The sequence below is a fragment of the Amycolatopsis albidoflavus genome (assembly GCF_039525725.1).
Taxonomy (GTDB): domain Bacteria; phylum Actinomycetota; class Actinomycetes; order Mycobacteriales; family Pseudonocardiaceae; genus Amycolatopsis; species Amycolatopsis albidoflava.
On the sequence record NZ_BAAAHV010000005.1, the window covers coordinates 669242 to 685639 of the forward strand.

Consider the following 16398-nt stretch of genomic DNA (forward strand, 5'->3'; position numbering starts at 1 on the left):
TGTGGAGGGAGCGCCTCGGTTGCCGCCACACTCGACCGCGAGCGGCTAAAACGGTCGTCGCTTCCGTCCAACCTCGACCGGCTGAACCTTCCATCCAGCGTTGAAGGAGAAACCCTTGTCGTCCCCTTTCTCGCCCTCCGCCGGACTCGACCGCGACCGGCTCGCTGAACTCGGCGCGGCGGCAGCCAGCCGGATGGAGCAGGCGGGCGTCGAGCTCGTCGCGCTGAGTTTCGTGGACAACTCCGGGATTTCGCGGGTCAAGGCGGTTCCGGTGGCGAGGCTGGCGACAGTCGCGGCCTGGGGCGTCGGAGCGTCAAACTCGTTCGACTTCTTCCTCGGCACCGACAGCATCGCGGACGGCGAGCATTCCCTCGGCCCGGTCGGCGACCTCCGGCTGCACCCTGACCTCGACGCGCTCACCGTCCTCGCCGCCCAGCCCGGCTGGGCGTGGGCCCCGGCGTGGCGGTACGACCAGGACGGGCACCAGCACCCGCAGGACACCCGAGGTCTCGCCGCGGCCGCCGTGGCACAGCTCGCCGACCGCGGCCTGACCGCGCGGATGGCCTTCGAACTGGAGTGGGTCGCGACCGACGCGGACGGGGTCCCGCTGCCGGGTCCGGCCTACGGATACTCCCGGTTGAGCGCGAACCACGAGTATCTCCGCGCGATCGTGTCTACTTTGGACAGTTGCGGCGTGCAGGCGGAGCAGATCCACCCGGAATACGCGGCGGGCCAGTTCGAGCTGTCGATCGCCGCGACGGATCCAGTACGCGCAGCCGATTTAGCTGTGTTGACCAAGGAAACCGTCCGGACGGTTTCCGCCGCGCACGGAATGCGGGCGTCGTTCACGCCGAAGTTCGAGCCCGGCGGTGTCGGCAATGGCGGGCATGTGCACCTGAGCCTCTGGGACGGCGAACGGAACCTGTGCGCGGGCGGGACTGGCGCGTTCGGACTGAGCTCGACCGCGGAATCCTTTGGTGCGGGCATTTTCCGCCGGTTGCCCGCGCTGCTGGCGGTCGGCGCGCCGTCGGTGGTCAGCTATCTGCGGCTGGAACCGCACCACTGGGCAGGCGCGTTTACCGCGTGGGGACTGGAAAACCGCGAAGCACCGCTACGGCTGATCCGCGGCGCGGCCGGACAGCGCGACACCGCGGCGAACCTGGAGGTGAAGTGCTTCGACCTCACCGCGAACCCGTATCTGGTGGTGGCGGGACTGCTTTTCGCCGGACAGGCAGGCATCGACGCTGCGGCACGCTTGCCGGAACCGGTCAGTGTGGACCCGGGTTCGCTTTCCCCCGAGGACGCTGCGGCAGCTGGAGTCTCGCGGCTGCCGCAGTCGCTGTCGGAGGCGATCGCCGCGTTCGAGGCGGACGACGTGCTGCCGGGCGCGTTCGGACCCCAGCTGGCCACGACGTTGGCGGACGTCCGTCGTGCTGAAGTGTCCGAGCTGGGGTCGCTGGAACCGGCGGAGCTGTGCCAGGTGATGCGTTTCTTGCACTGACCCGGTTCAACGAAGCAGGGCCGCCACCCGGGACTGCAGTTCGGGCAGCATCGCGTACAGCTTGTCGCCCGGGCAGTCAGTGTTGTAGAAGTCGCGGTGTCCCTTGATTTCCTTGACCGGGATGCCGTACTGGCGGCACACGTACGCCACGAACACCACGAGCGAATCGAACTGCGCCTTCGGCGGGGCGACCTGCATGTAGGTGCCCTCGTTCTCGATGCCGATCGCGTTGTCGTTCTGCCCGGGGCAATGCGCCGCGCGGACGATCTTCTTGCCGCTGCGCAACGCGTCCAGGCTGCCGTGCCGTCCTTCGAGGCGGTAGCCGCCGCGCGAGACGGTGAAGTGCTGGCCGGTGTCGGACCAGCCGTTGTTGTCGATGTGGTCGGCCTGGTCGTTGCGCGCGACCTGGAACGCGTGCTCGAGCGAGTAGTCGGTGCTGTTGGGGCAGTCGATGTGGTGGATGAGCACGCGATTGGCCGGATGGTCGAGCGTGGTGAGCGGATCCGCGGGCGGGCGCGCACCCCATTCCGCACAGCTGTAGATGCGCGGCGCCGCCGCGGCGTGCGCGAGGCCGGGCAGCACGAGCCCCGCCGCCGCGGCAGCGCTCACGCCGGCCGCCCCGCGCAGGAACGTCCTCCGGGGAACCTGTCCGATGTCGAAAGCCATGCGCCGCACTGTGCGCGGACGGCGTACACGATGCGTACAACCGGCCGCTCAGGCGCGCAGATCCAGCTCCGCGGGGAACGGTTCGGCCAGCGTGAGCACCCCGCCCTCGCTCTTCGCGTGCGGCAGATAATCGCCGTCGGAAAGCGCGTACACGGTGGCGGCGTCCTGCTCCGGGTCGACGAGCAGGTAGTACGGGATGAGCGCTTCGGCGTAGAGGGCTTTCTTGAAGATCCGGTCCTGCACCCTGGTGGACGGCGATTCGATCTCGGCGACGAGCAGCACTTGCTTCTCAGTCAGGCTGACCCCTTCGAGGCCGGGCACCGTGGTGACGACGAGATCGGGGATCAGCAACCGGTCGTTCCGGTTGCCCAGCACGAGATTCGCTCCGGGCAGCACCTCGAAGCGGGGTGCGGCTCCCGGGCTCAGCCGACCCCACAACCGGCCGACCAGCCTCTGGTGCTCGAGCCTCGCCAGCGGGCTCACGTGCAGCACCCCGTCGACGAGTTCGACAACGTTGCGCGCTCGTTCTTCGTCGGGCAGCTCGAGAACGCTTTCCACCGTCCAGCCACCGGGCGGAGCGGTGACGCGGAACTCAAGGCCCGTCGGTGTTGCCAACACAGGTCACCTCCGCCTGCGCTCGGTCTTTCGTGCCGGGTCCAGTCTGCCCTGATCTCCGTTCTCCCTCTCGGTTCTTTTGCATACCGAGAGAGTACGAACGACCACCGACAGTTTCCGGCGATCGACCCGAGATCAGGCCGGAGCGACCGCCTCGCGCACGCCCTGTGCCAGCTCCGAAGCCAGCTTCGCCACGCCATCGGGACCGTCCGCCGCAGCCGTGACCAGCGCGGATCCGACGATCACCGCGTCCGCGAACCCGGCCACCTGCGCGGCCTGCTCCCGCGAACGGACCCCGAGGCCCACCCCGATCGGCAGCTCCGTGTGTTCCCGAGTCCGCCGCACCAGGTCCTCAGCGTGCACACCGACCGCGTCGCGGGCGCCGGTCACGCCCATCACCGCGGTCGCGTACACGAAGCCCGACGAGGCCGCCGTGGTTTTCGCCAGGCGCTCCTCCGACGACGACGGCGCGACCAGGAAAATCCGGTCCAAGCCATGAGCGGCGGACGCGGCCATCCACTCGTCGGCCTCGTCCGGGATCAAATCCGGCGTGATCAAGCCCAGGCCGCCGGCGGACGCCAGGTCGCGCGCGAACGCGTCGACCCCATAGCGGTGCACCGGGTTCCAGTAGGTCATCACCACCGCCCGACCGCCGCGCGCGGACACCGATTCCACGACCTCGAACAGCTGCTTGAGCCGGAATCCGCTCGCCAGCGCCGCCTCGGCGGCCGCCTGGATGGTGGGGCCGTCCATGACCGGGTCGGAGTACGGGACGCCGACCTCGACCAGGTCCGCGCCGCCGTCGATGGTCGCGGCCAGCAGGTCCTTCGAGCCGTCGACAGACGGGAATCCGGCGGGCAGGTAGCCGACCAGCGCGGCCCGCTGTTCCGCCCGCGTCGCTGCGAACAGCTCGTCGAGGCCGCTCACTTGTCCTCCCCGTCCACGAGCCCGAACCACTGGGCCGCGGTGTCCATGTCCTTGTCGCCCCGGCCCGACAGGTTGACCACGATCAAGCCGTCCGGGCCCAGCTCGCGGCCCAGTTCCAGGGCGCCGGCGAGCGCGTGCGCCGATTCGATCGCCGGGATGATGCCCTCGGTGCGCGACAGCAGCCGGAAGGCGTCCATCGCGGCGGCGTCGGTGACCGGGCGGTACTCGGCGCGGCCGGAGTCCTTGAGCCACGCGTGTTCCGGGCCGACGCCCGGGTAGTCGAGCCCGGCGGAGATCGAATGCGATTCGACCGTCTGGCCGTCCTCGTCCTGCAGCAGGTACGACATCGCGCCGTGCAGGTTGCCGGGGGTGCCCTTGGTGAGCGTCGCCCCGTGCCGGTTGCCCTCGATGCCCTCGCCGCCCGGCTCCAGGCCGACCAGCCGCACCGACGGGTCGTCGTAGAAGCCGGAGAAGATGCCGATGGCGTTGGACCCGCCGCCGACGCACGCCGCGACGACGTCCGGCAGCCGGCCCGCCTTCTCCAGGATCTGCGCCCGCGCCTCTTCGCCGATGACGTGGTGGAAATTGCGCACCATCATCGGGAACGGGTACGGGCCGGCGGCGGTGCCGAAGAGGTAGTGCGTGGTGTCCGCGTTCGTGACCCAGTCCCGCAGGGCCTCGTTGATCGCGTCCTTCAGCGTGCGCGACCCGGTTTTCACCGGCACGACCTCGGCGCCGAGCAGCTTCATCCGCGCGACGTTCAGCGACTGCCGCTCGGTGTCGACCTCGCCCATGTACACGACGCAGTCGAGGCCGAGCAGCGCGCACGCGGTGGCCGTGGCGACGCCGTGCTGGCCCGCGCCGGTCTCCGCGATGACGCGCTTCTTGCCCATCCGCACGGTGAGCAGCGCCTGGCCCAGCACGTTGTTGATCTTGTGCGAACCGGTGTGGTTGAGGTCCTCGCGCTTGAGGAACACCCGCGCGCCGCCGGCGTGCTCGCCGAACCGCTTGGCCTCGGTGAGCAGCGACGGACGGCCCGCGTACTCGGTGAGCAGGCGGTTCAGTTCGCCGGTGAACGCGGGGTCGTGGCGGGCCTTCTCGTACTCCGCCGCGACCTCGTCGACCACGCCGATCAGCGCTTCCGGCATGAACCGGCCGCCGTACGGTCCGTAGTAGCCGCGCTCGTCCGGGTCGTGCTTGCCGCGTTCGGTCACCGCGAGGGCCTCGGGCAGGCGGGGTGCGAACCGGCGGTGACGAGCTTGACGACCGCGCCCTTCGGGTCGCCGGAGGCCACCAGGCCCTCGCCGACGAGCACCGCGTCCGCGCCGTGGCCGGCGTACGACATCAGGTCGCCCGGGCCGCGGACGCCGGACTCGGCGACCTTGAACACGTCCATCGGCAGGCCGGGCGCGAGGCGGGAGAACACGTCGCGGTCCACTTCGAGGGTGTGCAGGTTGCGCGCGTTGACGCCGATGACCTTCGCGCCCGCTTCGAGCGCGCGGTCGGCCTCCTCGGCGTTGTGGATCTCCACGAGCGCGGTCATGCCGAGCGATTCGACGCGGTCGAGCAGCGCGGCGAGCGCGTTCTGCTCCAGCGCGGCGACGATCAGCAGGACCATGTCCGCGCCGTGCAGCCGGGCCTCGTGCACCTGGTACGGGCTGACGATGAAGTCCTTGCGCAGCACGGGAATGTCGACCGCGGCGCGCACCGCGTCGAGGTCGGCGAGCGATCCGCCGAAGCGCCGCTGCTCGGTGAGCACACTGATCACGCGCGCGCCGGCGTCCTCGTAGTCCCGCGCCAGCGCGGCCGGGTCGGGAATCGTGGCCAGCTCGCCCTTGGACGGGCTGCGCCGCTTCACCTCGGCGATGACGCCGATGCCGGATTCGCGCAGCGCCGCCATCACGTCACGCGGCGGGACGGCCTTGGCCGCCCTGGCCTTCAGTTCGTCGAACGGCAGCGCGGATTCCCGCTGCGCGAGATCCTCGCGCACGCCGGCGACGATGTCTTCGAGCACGCTCATCGGACGCCCCTACCCGCTGCCGCACTCCTGGGTCCACTCGCAAGCTCGCTCACAAAAACCTTCCCCTTCCCGCCGAAACGATGCTAACCCCCGCTCGAGGACCGGCCGGTTCCGGGTTGCTCAGCGCCGCGGATCGCCGCCGTCGGTCGGGTCGTCCCCCTCCGACAGCGCCTCCCACAGCTCGGTGTCCGGATCCTTCCGCGCCGCCTTGGCTCCCGGTGCGGCGTAACGGGCGCCGAGCTTGCGCGCGGCTCCCGCCCACTTGATCGCTGCCAACCCGCCGAGTGCGACAAGAATTCCGCCGAGCACCGCGATCAGGTGGCCGAGCACGATTTCCGTGCCGGGCAGCCCGGGCGCGAAACCGCCGAATTCGATCCCGTCGACGCCGCTCCAGACGCCCGCCGCACCGGCGAGCACCAGCACGATCCCGAGCGCGCGGCGCAGCCAGCCGCCGGTCGCGATGGCCCCGGCGACGCCCGCGAGCGCGAGGATCGCGAGCGGCACGAGCGCGGTGGAGCGCTGTTCGCCGGGTTCGGTGTACAGCACGGTCCCGCGCACGCCCTCGTCGCGGAATTCGGCGAACCACACCATCCGGGAGGCTCCCCAGAGGGCCAGCGCGCCGAGCAGGAGGGCGAGGATGATCGTCCACAGTGGACGGCGGGCCGACGCGGCGGCGGACTGGGCTTCCGGCTGCGATTTCACGCTGCCAGCGGCTTCTCCGGCAGCGGTTTTCCCCGCACCAGGCGATTTTTCACCGACATCCGCCGGTTCGACCGCATCGTGCGCCGCGGCAGTCTCTCGCGCCTCGCCGCGCCGTGGTTCCGCCTCCCCCGCCCGCTCAGACACCGGCCGAGTCCTCAGCCGGGTCCAGCTCCCCCGCCGGGATCATCGTGCCCGCCGCGGCGATCGCGGACAGCACGGTGCGGGCCTTGTTGAGCGATTCGGTGTCCTCGTAGTCCGGGACCGAGTCCGCGACCACGCCGCCGCCCGCCTGGACGTACGCGGTCCCGTCGCGCATCAGCGCGGTGCGGATGGCGATCGCCGTGTCCGCGTCGCCGGCGAAGTCCAGGTAGCCGACGACGCCGCCGTACAGCGCGCGGCGCACCGGTTCCAGCTCCTCGATCAGCTGCATCGCGCGCACCTTCGGCGCGCCGGACAGCGTACCCGCGGGGAAGCAAGCGGTGACCGCGTCGAAGGCCGTGGCGTCGTCCTTCAGTTCGCCGGTCACCGTGGACACGATGTGCATGACGTGGCTGTAGCGCTCGATCTGGAAGAAGTCGACCACGTGCACGGTGCCCGGTTTGCAGACCTTGCCGAGGTCGTTGCGGCCGAGGTCGACGAGCATCAGGTGCTCGGCGCGTTCCTTCTCGTCCGCGAGCAGGTCCTTGCCCAGCTGCGCGTCCTCCTCCGGATCCGCGCCGCGCCAGCGGGTGCCCGCGATGGGATGCGTAGTGGCGCGCCCGTCGCGGACGGTCACCAGCGATTCCGGGCTGGAGCCGACGATGTCGAAGCCCTCCAGCCGCAGCAGGTACATGTACGGGCTCGGGTTGGAGGTGCGGAGGACGCGGTACACGTCGAGCGCGTCGGCCCCGGTTTCGATCTCGAACCGTTGCGACGGCACGACCTGGAACGCTTCGCCTGCCTTGATCGCCTCGACCGCCTTGTCGACGGCCGCGTGGAAGTCTTCCTTCGTGCGGTGGCGGCGGAATTCCGGCGCGGGCCGGTCGAAGGTCGCGACCGTCGGCGGCGCGGGCACCCGCAACTGCTCGGTCATCGCGGACAGCCGGGCCAGCGCGTCGTCGTACGCGGCGTCCACACGCTCGGCCGAGTCGTCCCAGTTGACCGCGTTGGCGATCAGCGTGACGGTGCCTTCGTGATGGTCGAACGCGGCCAGGTCGGTGGCGAGCAGCATGGTCAGCTCGGGGATGTCGAGGTCCCGTTCGGCCAGCTCGGGCAGCTTTTCCAGCCAGCGCACGGAGTCGTAGCCGAGGTAGCCGACCATTCCGCCGGTCAGCGGGGGCAGGCCGGGCAGCGGTTCGGTGTGCAGCGCCTCGACGGTCGCGCGCAGCACCTGCAGCGGGTCGCCCTCGGTGGGCAGGTTGTCCGGCGGGGTGCCGGTCCAGACCGCTTTGCCGTCGCGCACGGTGAGCGCGGCCGGGCTGCGCACGCCGACGAACGACCAGCGCGACCACGATTTCCCGTTCTCGGCCGATTCGAAGAGGAAGGTGCCGGGCCGGTCGGCGGCGAGTTTGCGGTAAATCCCCAGCGGGGTCTCGCCGTCGGCGAGCACCCGGCGCACCACGGGGATCACGCGGCGGCTCTCGGCCAGCGCGCGGAAGTCGTCTCGGGACGGGCTGACCGGGCCGGGCCCGGCCGTGGACGTGGCTGCTGAGCTGACCATGCCTCTCATTGTGCCGCTACGGCCGCGTCCGCCGGTCAGCGGGCTCTCAATTCAATGACTGTTGAATTCGAGGCGGCGACCGGTCAAGATGGTCCGGTGAGCACCGAAGACACTACCGCGCGCCGCCGCGGCCGCCGCCCCGCTGGTCAGGACACCCGCGCGGTGCTGCTGGAAGCCGCCCGCGCGGTGTTCGCCGAGAACGGCTACGAACGCGCGACGGTCCGCTCCATCGCCGCGCGCGCCGGCGTCGACGCGGCGATGGTCAACCACTGGTTCGGCGGCAAGGAAGGCCTGTTCGCGCAAGCGGTGCTGAAACTGCCGTTCGAACCGGCGGAACTGGTCACGGTCCTGCACGACGGCCCGATCGACGAACTGGGCGCCCGGATCGTGCACACGTTCCTGACCCGCTGGGACGGCGTCGGCGGCGACACGTTCCAGGCGCTGATCCGCAGCATCGCCAGCCACGAGGCGGCGAGCACCGTGCTGCGCGAGTTCTTCTCGCAGTTTTTCACCGGGCTGATCAGCGACCTCGGCGGCGACCGGCGGGAGCTGCGGGTGGCGTTGTGCGCCTCGCAGCTGGTGGGGATGGGGTTGATCCGGTACGTGGCGCGGTTCTCGCCGATGGTGGAGGCGGAGGTGGACACGCTGGTCGCGGCGGTGGCGCCTACGTTGCAGCGTTATCTGACCGGTGATATCGACTGAGACTCAGCGCGACAGCAGCAAAAAGACCAGCGCGAGCCCGCCCGGCAGCACCTGCACGAACAGAATCCGCTTCGACGACGTCGCGGCCCCGTAGAGACCGGCCACGATCACGCACGCCAAGCCGTACAGCTTCAGCTGGAAGCCCGCCGGGTCGGCCGCGATCAGGCCCCAGATCAGCGCGGCGGCGAGGAAACCGTTGTACAGCCCCTGGTTCGCCGCCAGCGTCTTGCTCTCCCTGGCGAATTCCTCGGTGGTGCCGAACGCCGCGCGCGCCCGCGGCGTGGTCCACAGAGCCATCTCCAGCACGACGATGTACAGGTGGATCAGGGCGACGAGCCCGATCAGCACATTCGCGACGACGGTCATCACGCGCTCTCGTCCGCGAGCAGCAGCCGTTCGTCGGTGTCGAAACACGTGTGCGTCCCGGTGTGGCAAGCCGGACCGGTCTGGTCCACCCGCAGCAGCACCGTGTCGCCGTCGCAGTCGATGCGGACCTCTCGCACGTGCTGGACGTGCCCCGAGGTCTCGCCCTTCACCCACAGCTCCTGCCGGCTGCGCGACCAGTACGTCCCGCGCCGCGTCGTGAGCGTGGATTCCAGCGCGTCGTCGTTCATCCACGCCATCATCAGCACGTCCGACGTCGCGTGGTCCACCACGACCGCGGCGATCAGGCCGTCCGCGTTCCGCTTCAGCCGCGCGGAAAGTTCCGGCGAGAGGCTCATCGCACGACCACCCCGCCGGTGCGCAGCGCGCCCTTCACGTCGCCGATCGTCAACTGTCCGAAGTGGAATACACTCGCCGCCAGCACCGCGTCGGCACCGGCTTCCACGGCGGGCAGGAAGTGTTCGGTCGCGCCCGCGCCGCCGCTGGCGATCACCGGGACTCGCACCGCCTTGCGGACCAGCTCGATCAGTTCGAGGTCGAAGCCGGTTTTGGTGCCGTCCGCGTCCATCGAGTTGAGCAGGATCTCGCCGACGCCGAGTTCCTCGCCGCGCGCGGCCCATTCCACCGCGTCGATTCCGGTGCCACGACGACCGCCGTGCGTGGTGACCTCGAAGCCGGACGCCGTCGGTTCGCTGCCTTCGGGCACTCGCCGCGCGTCGACGGACAGCACGACGCACTGCGCCCCGAACCGGCGCGACGCCTCGCGCAGCAGTTCCGGGCGCGCGATCGCGGCCGTGTTGATGCTGACCTTGTCCGCGCCGGTCCGCAGCAGCCGGTTGACGTCCTCGGTGGAGCGCACGCCGCCGCCGACAGTGAGCGGGATGAAGACCTGCTCGGCGGTGCGGCGGACCACGTCGAAGGTGGTTTCGCGATCGCCGGAGGACGCGGTGACGTCGAGGAAGGTCAGCTCGTCCGCGCCCTCGGCGTCGTACCGGCGCGCGAGCTCCACCGGGTCGCCCGCGTCGCGCAGGTCGGCGAAGTTGACGCCCTTCACGACCCGGCCCGCGTCGACGTCGAGACAGGGAATCACCCGAACCGCCACAGCCATGCGGTCCAGCCTAGTCGGCCGCTCGGTCAAGCCCGCCGCGACGGCTTCGTCACTAATTCGCGGATCCGATGCATCAAAACCGCACCCTCGCGCGTCTCATGATCGTGACCACCGGTTTCGACGATTTCGTGGCGGAACGCCTCGACGGGCTGCTGCGCTACGCGACCGTCCTCGCCGACGACCCGCATCTGGCGCAGGACATCGTCCAAGACGTGCTGCTGCGCGCCCAGCAGCGCTGGTCGAAGATCGAATCGCCGCCCACCTACGTCCGCCGGATGATCACCAACGAGTACCTCTCGTGGCGCCGCCGCGCCGCCCGCCGCGTGGTCCCGTCGAACCATTCGGTGCTCGACGCGCTCGGGCCGCCGACCGCCGATCCCAGCACCGCCTACGACGAACGCGACGAAATGCTCGCTTTGCTGGCCACCCTGCCGCGGAAACAACGCGCCGCGGTCGTGCTCCGCTACTACGAGAACTACACCGACGCCGAAATCGCCGATTTCCTCCGCTGCGGCGTCTCGACCGTCCGCAGCCAAATCTCGCGCGCGCTGGCGACACTGCGCGCCGGCATGCCCTCGTTGCCGCCCGTCCTCACCACCGGAGCAGGAGAATGACCCCGTCGAACGAGACCGAGACGCTGGTGCGCGACAGCCTCGAACGGCTCGCGGAGCAGGCACCGGACGGCAACGAGGTGCTCAACGCGCTCGCGCGAGCCCGGCAACGCCAGCACCGCCGCCGTCCCCGCCTCGCGCTCGCCGCCGTGGCCGCCGCGGTGATCGCGGTCGCCGCCGGGGTGCCGCTGGTGGTCACCACCGTCACCGACGCGCCCGCGCAGCTCACGCCCGCCGCCGGACGGCCGGTGCTCGCGTACACGCCGGGCTGGCTGCCGGACGGCTTCACCGAGCAGTACCGCTCGGGCGGGCCGGGGAACACCGCGCAGGTCCGGCAGTGGCAGTCCGGAGCGAGCCGGGTGGAAGTCGCGGCGCACTCCACGGCCGATCCGGAATGGGCGCAGACCGCGCTGCGGATCTCGGCGCTGAAGGACCAGGTCGTGGTGCACGGACGGGTCGCCATGGTGACCGGCCCGAGCGACACCATCGCCACGCTGACCTGGATGCCGGACGATCGCCACGTGCTGACCGCCAGGGTGGAAGGCGTCCCGGACGCGCGCACGGTGGCTGAGCAGGTGGCCGATTCGGTGACCCAGGAGCCCGTGCTGGTCCGCGGTGAGGCGCGGTTCGGACCGCTGCCCGCGGGAATGCGCGAAGAAGCCACGACAGTGCGCGGCAGCGACTCGGACAACGCGACGACCATGCTCGACGCGAGCGGTCCGAGCGGCAAGGTGCGCGTGACGATCGGCAGCGGATCCCCGGCTCTCGGCGGATCCGGGCCGGTGCAGGTGCGCGGCCTGTCCGGGGCTTTCGTGCCCGCCTCCGGACCGGCCGACGCGCAGGTCACCGTGCGTCTTTCGTCCGGACGCTGGCTGACGGCTTCCGGCCGGTTGCCGCGCGAACAGCTCGTCGCGGTGGCGGACGGGATCGTGCTCGATTCGGCACCGGATTACGCCTGGCTCGGCACCCGCTGACCGCTACCGTGAACCCATGTCCGACTTGGGGGAGTCTCGGAGCACGTTCTCGCGGATAGCGACCGCCGTCGGCATCGGCGCGGCGATCATCGCCGTTCTGGTGGCCTGGTGCGTCGGCGCCAACTACCTCGCCCAGCTCACCGCGGGCGAGCAGCTGACCTGCCGGTTGCGCAATCTCGTGCCGTGGTCGGGTTTGGGCGTGACGCTGTGGCAGGTCAGTTCCCTCGTGCTGTTCCTGCTCGCCGGAGCCGGGATCTCGGCGCTTGTCGGGCGCCTCGGGACGCGAAAAGCAGCTCTCGGCCTTTGCGCGGCTCTGGTCGTCCTGTTCACCTGGGGCTACGTGGAGGCGACCCACGTGGTGATGCACAAGGTGGCCGACCACGGCACCTCGGTCGCCGTGCCGACGGCGCCCGGCGGGCAGCAGCCTGCCGACCGCTGCCAAGGACTGTGACGCCGTCTACCGTGGGCCTATGTCCGAACTGGAGCGTCTAGGCGCCGAGAAGTACGTCGTGCTGACCACTTTCCGCCGCGACGGCCGCGCGGTCCCGACCCCGGTGTGGGCCTCCCGCGACGGCGACGAACTGGTGCTGTTCTCCGAACGCACCGCGGGCAAGGTCAAGCGGATCCGCAACAACGGCGAAGTACGGCTGCAGGCGTGCGACGTCCGCGGCCGCCGGGTGCACGGCGCCGAAGTGAACGGGACGGCCCGGCTGCTCGACGCCGCCGACAGCGACCGCATCCGCAGCGTCATCGCCCGGGATTACGGCGTCGTCGGGCGAGTGACGATGTTCTTCAGCCGCCTCCGGGGCGGGCCGGAGCGGACGATCGGGATCGCGATCAAACTGGCCGAGTGAGCTACCGGGCCTCCGCGCGGAGCCGGGCGCCCATCGCGGCCGAATCGTGGTCCGGTCCGCAGCCCTCGACCAGGATCACCTCGCCCACCAGATGGTCGGTGCGCAGGCGGAGGATCTTGCGGTAGTCCGCCGACTCGTACCACGCCTCGGCAGCGGCGAAATCCGGGAACTCGAGCACCACAGTCCCGCCCGGCCAGACGCCCTCCAGCACGCGGGTGCGTCCGCCGTGGACCAGGAACCGGCCCTCGAACGGGTCGAGCGTCGCCTGGATCAGCTCCATGTACTCGTAGACCTCGGGGTCCACGGTTCCGGGCTGGCGCAGCTGGGCGATGGCGTAGGCGGTCATGTCCGGCTCCTCGGGTCGATTTCGTTGCCTGCCAAGCAATCCTGTCCGCTCCCGGGCATGGAGTCGATTACCTCGCGGGTAATCGTTCAGCTGCCATAGCGGGCCGTCAGCTCGCGGCCGATGCGGGCGAGTTCGGCGCGGACCGGCTCCGGTTCCACCACCTCGACCAGGTCTCCCCAACCCGCCAGCTGTTCCGCGATCGAGCGCGCCCAATGGGCCGCCACCTTCACCTCGACCCGGCCGTCCCGCTCCCCGACCACCTCGCAGTGCCGCCCGAAATGCGACCGCAGCACGGACAAGTGCCGCGCGTCGACCAGCACCGTGGCCGAGACGAGCGAACGCCGCTGCTCCATCTCCGCCACGACCCGCGCCCACTGTTCCCGGAGATCGAAGTCGTCCGGCAGCTGCGAAGGCAGGTCCGTGGTTTCCGCCGCCGAGATCCGGTCGACGCGGAAAGTCCGTTGCCCCGCAACGGTTCCGGCGATGAGATACCAAACACCGTCCTTGTCGGCGAGTCCGTACGGATCGACTAGCCGCTCTTTGCCGCTGTAGTCGAACCGCACCTTGCGCCGCCGCACGACCGCCTGCTGCAGCGACTGGACGAGCGCGGGCGGCTCGCGATCCTGCTCGCCCCACCCCGCCGGATCGGACACGACGGCCCGCGCGGCGGCTTCGGCGTCGGCCCGGAACGTGGCAGGCAGCGCACGGACGAGCTTGCGCAACGCGGACGACAATTCCGGGCCGCCGGACGCCGCCGGGCCCAGCATCAGGAACAACGCCTGGGATTCGGCCGCGGTCAGCCCGCTGAGATCGGTGCGCGCCCCGCCGACGAGCGACCATCCGCCGCCGCGCCCGGGCTGCGGATAGACCGGGATCCCGGCCGCCGACAACGCTTCCAGGTCGCGGCGGGCGGTCGCCACGGAGATCTCCAGGTCGTCGGCCAGCTCGGCAGCGGTCACCCGGCCGCGGGCCTGCAGCAGCAGGACGGCGGCGACAAGACGGTCGGCTCGCATGGTTTTGATTCTCTCCCTAAAAGTGCTCAGAAGATGAGCACTTTGGAGGAGAAGCTAGTCCCGCAACCGAGCAGACAAGGAATCAGACATGCTTCGAGGACTCAGCACCGTCACCTTCTACTCCCCCGACTTCGAGGCGGCGAAGCGCTGGTACACCGACCTTTTCGGCGTCGCGCCGTACCTGGACACGCCCGCGTACATGGAGTGGCGCATCGGCGATTACCAGCACGAATTCGGCATCGTGCACAGCTCGTACGCCACCAGCGAACTCTCCCGGACCGCCGACCTCGCCACCGTCGGCCAGCCCGCGGGCGCGGTCGTTTTCTGGCACGTCGAGGACGTCCCAGCGACCCTGGAACGAGTCGTCGCGATGGGCGCGAAGGTCCACGACGCGCCGCGCGACCGCGGCACCGGATTCATCACCGCGTCGGTGATCGACCCGTGGGGCAACGTCCTCGGGCTGATGTACAACCCGCACTACGTCTCGGTCCGGGAAACGCTGGTGCGGTCATGATGATCTTCAGCCTTGGTCACCGCGAAATCTCGCCCGGCCGAACCGCTCCGACAGGAAGGCCGGACCCGCCGGGCGGCTAGCGCTCGACCGGGCCGAGTGATTTCCGTTGCCTCGCAGCAACTCCCGCCGTCAGCGAACCGCGGCGAGAGCCTCCGGCAGCGTGAAAGCGCCCGCGTACAGCGCCTTCCCGACGATCGAGCCCTCGACACCGTCCGACGCCAGCCCGGCCAGCGCGCGCAGATCGTCCACACTGGACACTCCGCCGGAGGCGATGACCGGCGCGTCGGTGCGGGCGGCGACCTCGCGCAGCAGCTCCAGGTTCGGGCCGCGCAGCGTGCCGTCCTTGCTCACGTCGGTGACGACGTACCGGCTGGCCCCGTCGCGGTCGAGCCGCTCCAGGACCTCCCACAGGTCGCCGCCGTCGGACGTCCAGCCGCGCGCGGACAGCCGGTGCCCGGCCTCGGTGATCCGCACGTCGAGCCCGATCGCGACGCGGTCGCCGTATTCGGAAACGACCTTCGCCGTCCAGTCCGGGTCCTCCAGCGCCGCGGTGCCAAGGTTGACCCGGCGCGCGCCGGTGGCGAGCGCGGCCTCGAGCGAAGCGTCGTCGCGGATGCCGCCGGACAGCTCCACCTGCACGTCGAGCCGCTTGACGACGTCGGCGAGCAGCTCGCGGTTGCTGCCCTTGCCGAACGCCGCGTCGAGGTCCACCAGATGGATCCACTCGGCGCCGTCGCGCTGCCACTGCAGAGCCGCTTCGAGCGGACTGCCGTAGGAAGTCTCGGTGCCCGCCTCGCCCTGGACGAGTCGGACCGCCTGGCCGTCGGCAACATCAACTGCGGGAAGGAGCGTGAAAGTCACGCGCACAGACTATGCGGCGGGGCCGGGCGCACCGTCCGGGGGATATCCGCTCGCCCCGACGGCGTCGGCAAGTTAGGCGGTACGGCGGACCGCCAAGCGCCGACAACGTGAGCAGCAGCACATCCGCCTGCCGCAGCAGAGTTCCCGTCCGCTTACGCCAGCGTGCCGAGCCAGTTGCGCAGCAGCCGCGCCCCCGCGTCGCCGGACTTCTCCGGGTGGAACTGGGTGGCCCACAGCGGCCCGTTCTCCACCGCCGCGACGAAATCCTCGCCGTGGTTGGCCCACGTCACCTTGGGCTGCTGGCCGGCGAGGCCGGAGTCCAGCTCCCACTTCCGCGCGGCGTAGGAGTGCACGAAATAGAACCGTTCCTCCGGGTCGATCCCGGCGAACAGCTGCGAATCGGCGGGCGGGCGCACGGTGTTCCAGCCCATGTGCGGGAGCACGTCGGCGTGCAGGCGCTCTACCGTGCCCGGCCATTCGCCGGTGCCCTCGGTCTCCTCGCCGTGCTCGACGCCGCGCGAGAACAGGATCTGCATGCCGACGCAGATGCCGAGCACCGGACGTCCGCCGGCCAGCCGTTTGCCGATGATCCGGTGCCCGTGCACGCCCAGCAGCCCGCTCATGCACGCGGAGAACGCGCCGACGCCGGGCACCACGAGGCCGTCGGCTTCGAGCGCGGCGTGCGGGTCCGCGGTGACCTCCACCTCGGCGCCCGCGCGCTCGACGGCGCGCTCGGCGGAGCGGAGATTTCCGGAACCGTAATCGAGGATCACCACACGAGACACAGCCCGAGCCTAGTCCCCGAGAGAATTTCGTTCCGAGGCCGTTTCGTTCTCGCCCCGATCGGGTACCCACCAGGCTACGTGTGGCGCCGCCGGCGCCCGGACCCGGAAAAGAGGCC

21 protein-coding genes are annotated in these 16398 nt (G+C 70.5%); 7 read left to right on the forward strand and 14 right to left on the reverse strand.

Annotation, left to right across the window (positions count from 1 at the left end):
• The first annotated feature begins 193 nt into the window (after positions 1-193).
• Positions 194-1501, forward strand: a complete 1308-nt coding sequence (locus tag ABD156_RS07575; protein ID WP_344268562.1) for a type I glutamate--ammonia ligase — start codon at positions 194-196, stop codon at positions 1499-1501.
• A gap of 6 nt (positions 1502-1507) precedes the next feature.
• On the opposite strand, the gene ABD156_RS07580 is transcribed toward ABD156_RS07575, so the two are convergent.
• The 7 genes from ABD156_RS07580 to ABD156_RS07610 all read right to left on the reverse strand — a co-directional run bounded on the left by ABD156_RS07580 (position 1508) and on the right by ABD156_RS07610 (position 8130).
• Positions 1508-2167 carry a peptidoglycan recognition protein family protein gene (locus ABD156_RS07580; RefSeq protein ID WP_344268106.1) on the reverse strand — a complete coding sequence of 220 codons (660 nt, stop codon included), beginning with the start codon at positions 2165-2167 and terminating at the stop codon, positions 1508-1510.
• 48 nt (positions 2168-2215) lie between these two features.
• Positions 2216-2782: a Uma2 family endonuclease gene (locus ABD156_RS07585; RefSeq protein WP_344268108.1), complete on the reverse strand. Its 567-nt coding sequence runs from the start codon at positions 2780-2782 to the stop codon at positions 2216-2218.
• A 135-nt stretch (positions 2783-2917) separates the two neighbouring features.
• Positions 2918-3709 carry a tryptophan synthase subunit alpha gene (gene trpA / locus ABD156_RS07590; protein WP_344268110.1) on the reverse strand — a complete coding sequence of 264 codons (792 nt, stop codon included), beginning with the start codon at positions 3707-3709 and terminating at the stop codon, positions 2918-2920.
• Complete coding sequence (gene trpB, locus ABD156_RS07595) at positions 3706-4923, reverse strand: tryptophan synthase subunit beta (protein ID WP_377925986.1); 1218 nt, start codon at positions 4921-4923, stop codon at positions 3706-3708. Before trpB ends, trpA begins: the two co-directional genes overlap by 4 nt.
• Positions 4920-5729, reverse strand: a complete 810-nt coding sequence (trpC, locus tag ABD156_RS07600; RefSeq protein WP_009074973.1) for an indole-3-glycerol phosphate synthase TrpC — start codon at positions 5727-5729, stop codon at positions 4920-4922. Before trpC ends, trpB begins: the two co-directional genes overlap by 4 nt.
• Positions 5730-5849: 120 nt before the next feature.
• Entirely contained in the window at positions 5850-6431 is a 582-nt protein-coding gene (locus ABD156_RS07605) for a Trp biosynthesis-associated membrane protein (protein WP_344268112.1), read from the reverse strand.
• Between the two features lie 136 nt (positions 6432-6567).
• On the reverse strand, positions 6568-8130 hold the full coding sequence (locus tag ABD156_RS07610) for an anthranilate synthase component I (RefSeq protein ID WP_344268114.1): 1563 nt from the start codon (positions 8128-8130) through the stop codon (positions 6568-6570).
• Between the two features lie 96 nt (positions 8131-8226).
• Between ABD156_RS07610 and ABD156_RS07615 the strand changes: the two genes are divergently transcribed.
• Entirely contained in the window at positions 8227-8832 is a 606-nt protein-coding gene (locus tag ABD156_RS07615; RefSeq protein ID WP_344268116.1) for a TetR/AcrR family transcriptional regulator, read from the forward strand.
• Positions 8833-8835: 3 nt separating this feature from the next.
• Here the strand turns inward: ABD156_RS07615 and ABD156_RS07620 are convergent, their stop codons facing one another.
• Genes ABD156_RS07620 through hisF form a run of 3 tightly spaced genes read right to left on the reverse strand, consistent with a single transcriptional unit; the run spans position 8836 to position 10324 of the window.
• The gene (locus ABD156_RS07620) at positions 8836-9198 is read right to left on the reverse strand and encodes a DUF1304 domain-containing protein (protein WP_344268118.1); all 363 of its coding nucleotides are present in this window, start codon (positions 9196-9198) and stop codon (positions 8836-8838) included.
• Positions 9198-9554: a phosphoribosyl-AMP cyclohydrolase gene (hisI, locus tag ABD156_RS07625; RefSeq protein WP_344268120.1), complete on the reverse strand. Its 357-nt coding sequence runs from the start codon at positions 9552-9554 to the stop codon at positions 9198-9200. Before hisI ends, ABD156_RS07620 begins: the two co-directional genes overlap by 1 nt.
• Entirely contained in the window at positions 9551-10324 is a 774-nt protein-coding gene (gene hisF / locus ABD156_RS07630; protein WP_344268121.1) for an imidazole glycerol phosphate synthase subunit HisF, read from the reverse strand. The genes hisI and hisF overlap by 4 nt, the downstream gene beginning before the upstream one ends.
• A 98-nt stretch (positions 10325-10422) precedes the next feature.
• On the opposite strand from hisF, the gene ABD156_RS07635 reads away from it, so the two are divergent.
• Genes ABD156_RS07635 through ABD156_RS07650 form a run of 4 tightly spaced genes read left to right on the forward strand, consistent with a single transcriptional unit; the run spans position 10423 to position 12763 of the window.
• On the forward strand, positions 10423-10938 hold the full coding sequence (locus tag ABD156_RS07635; RefSeq protein WP_344268123.1) for a SigE family RNA polymerase sigma factor: 516 nt from the start codon (positions 10423-10425) through the stop codon (positions 10936-10938).
• Positions 10935-11909, forward strand: coding sequence for a hypothetical protein (locus tag ABD156_RS07640; RefSeq protein ID WP_344268125.1), 975 nt, complete (start codon positions 10935-10937; stop codon positions 11907-11909). The genes ABD156_RS07635 and ABD156_RS07640 overlap by 4 nt, the downstream gene beginning before the upstream one ends.
• A gap of 16 nt (positions 11910-11925) precedes the next feature.
• A complete protein-coding gene (locus ABD156_RS07645) occupies positions 11926-12360 on the forward strand; it encodes a hypothetical protein (RefSeq protein WP_344268127.1) in 435 nt (144 codons plus the stop codon).
• A 19-nt stretch (positions 12361-12379) separates the two neighbouring features.
• Positions 12380-12763: a PPOX class F420-dependent oxidoreductase gene (locus ABD156_RS07650; protein WP_344268129.1), complete on the forward strand. Its 384-nt coding sequence runs from the start codon at positions 12380-12382 to the stop codon at positions 12761-12763.
• A gap of 1 nt (position 12764) precedes the next feature.
• On the opposite strand, the gene ABD156_RS07655 is transcribed toward ABD156_RS07650, so the two are convergent.
• Together ABD156_RS07655 and ABD156_RS07660 are read right to left on the reverse strand one after the other, a co-directional pair.
• The gene (locus ABD156_RS07655; RefSeq protein WP_344268131.1) at positions 12765-13109 is read right to left on the reverse strand and encodes a DUF1330 domain-containing protein; all 345 of its coding nucleotides are present in this window, start codon (positions 13107-13109) and stop codon (positions 12765-12767) included.
• An 86-nt stretch (positions 13110-13195) separates the two neighbouring features.
• Positions 13196-14122, reverse strand: coding sequence for a helix-turn-helix transcriptional regulator (locus tag ABD156_RS07660; RefSeq protein ID WP_344268133.1), 927 nt, complete (start codon positions 14120-14122; stop codon positions 13196-13198).
• 88 nt (positions 14123-14210) lie between these two features.
• Here ABD156_RS07660 and ABD156_RS07665 point away from each other — a divergent pair, with 88 nt between their 5' ends.
• Positions 14211-14636, forward strand: a complete 426-nt coding sequence (locus ABD156_RS07665) for a VOC family protein (protein ID WP_344268135.1) — start codon at positions 14211-14213, stop codon at positions 14634-14636.
• 129 nt (positions 14637-14765) lie between these two features.
• Here the strand turns inward: ABD156_RS07665 and priA are convergent, their stop codons facing one another.
• Together priA and hisH are read right to left on the reverse strand one after the other, a co-directional pair.
• Positions 14766-15497 carry a bifunctional 1-(5-phosphoribosyl)-5-((5-phosphoribosylamino)methylideneamino)imidazole-4-carboxamide isomerase/phosphoribosylanthranilate isomerase PriA gene (gene priA / locus ABD156_RS07670; protein WP_344268137.1) on the reverse strand — a complete coding sequence of 244 codons (732 nt, stop codon included), beginning with the start codon at positions 15495-15497 and terminating at the stop codon, positions 14766-14768.
• A 152-nt stretch (positions 15498-15649) separates the two neighbouring features.
• Entirely contained in the window at positions 15650-16273 is a 624-nt protein-coding gene (gene hisH, locus ABD156_RS07675) for an imidazole glycerol phosphate synthase subunit HisH (RefSeq protein ID WP_344268567.1), read from the reverse strand.
• Positions 16274-16398 lie beyond the last annotated feature (125 nt).

Coding starts and splice junctions, on each gene's coding strand:
- ABD156_RS07575 (WP_344268562.1), top strand. CDS start 194: ATGGAGCAGGCGGGCGTCGAGCTCGTCGCGCTGAGTTTCGTGGACAAC.
- ABD156_RS07580 (WP_344268106.1), bottom strand. CDS start 2,167: ATGGCTTTCGACATCGGACAGGTTCCCCGGAGGACGTTCCTGCGCGGG.
- trpC (WP_009074973.1), bottom strand. CDS start 5,729: ATGAGCGTGCTCGAAGACATCGTCGCCGGCGTGCGCGAGGATCTCGCG.
- ABD156_RS07610 (WP_344268114.1), bottom strand. CDS start 8,130: ATGGTCAGCTCAGCAGCCACGTCCACGGCCGGGCCCGGCCCGGTCAGC.
- ABD156_RS07620 (WP_344268118.1), bottom strand. CDS start 9,198: ATGACCGTCGTCGCGAATGTGCTGATCGGGCTCGTCGCCCTGATCCAC.
- hisI (WP_344268120.1), bottom strand. CDS start 9,554: ATGAGCCTCTCGCCGGAACTTTCCGCGCGGCTGAAGCGGAACGCGGAC.
- hisF (WP_344268121.1), bottom strand. CDS start 10,324: ATGGCTGTGGCGGTTCGGGTGATTCCCTGTCTCGACGTCGACGCGGGC.
- ABD156_RS07635 (WP_344268123.1), top strand. CDS start 10,423: ATGATCGTGACCACCGGTTTCGACGATTTCGTGGCGGAACGCCTCGAC.
- ABD156_RS07640 (WP_344268125.1), top strand. CDS start 10,935: ATGACCCCGTCGAACGAGACCGAGACGCTGGTGCGCGACAGCCTCGAA.
- ABD156_RS07645 (WP_344268127.1), top strand. CDS start 11,926: ATGTCCGACTTGGGGGAGTCTCGGAGCACGTTCTCGCGGATAGCGACC.
- ABD156_RS07650 (WP_344268129.1), top strand. CDS start 12,380: ATGTCCGAACTGGAGCGTCTAGGCGCCGAGAAGTACGTCGTGCTGACC.
- ABD156_RS07655 (WP_344268131.1), bottom strand. CDS start 13,109: ATGACCGCCTACGCCATCGCCCAGCTGCGCCAGCCCGGAACCGTGGAC.
- ABD156_RS07660 (WP_344268133.1), bottom strand. CDS start 14,122: ATGCGAGCCGACCGTCTTGTCGCCGCCGTCCTGCTGCTGCAGGCCCGC.
- ABD156_RS07665 (WP_344268135.1), top strand. CDS start 14,211: ATGCTTCGAGGACTCAGCACCGTCACCTTCTACTCCCCCGACTTCGAG.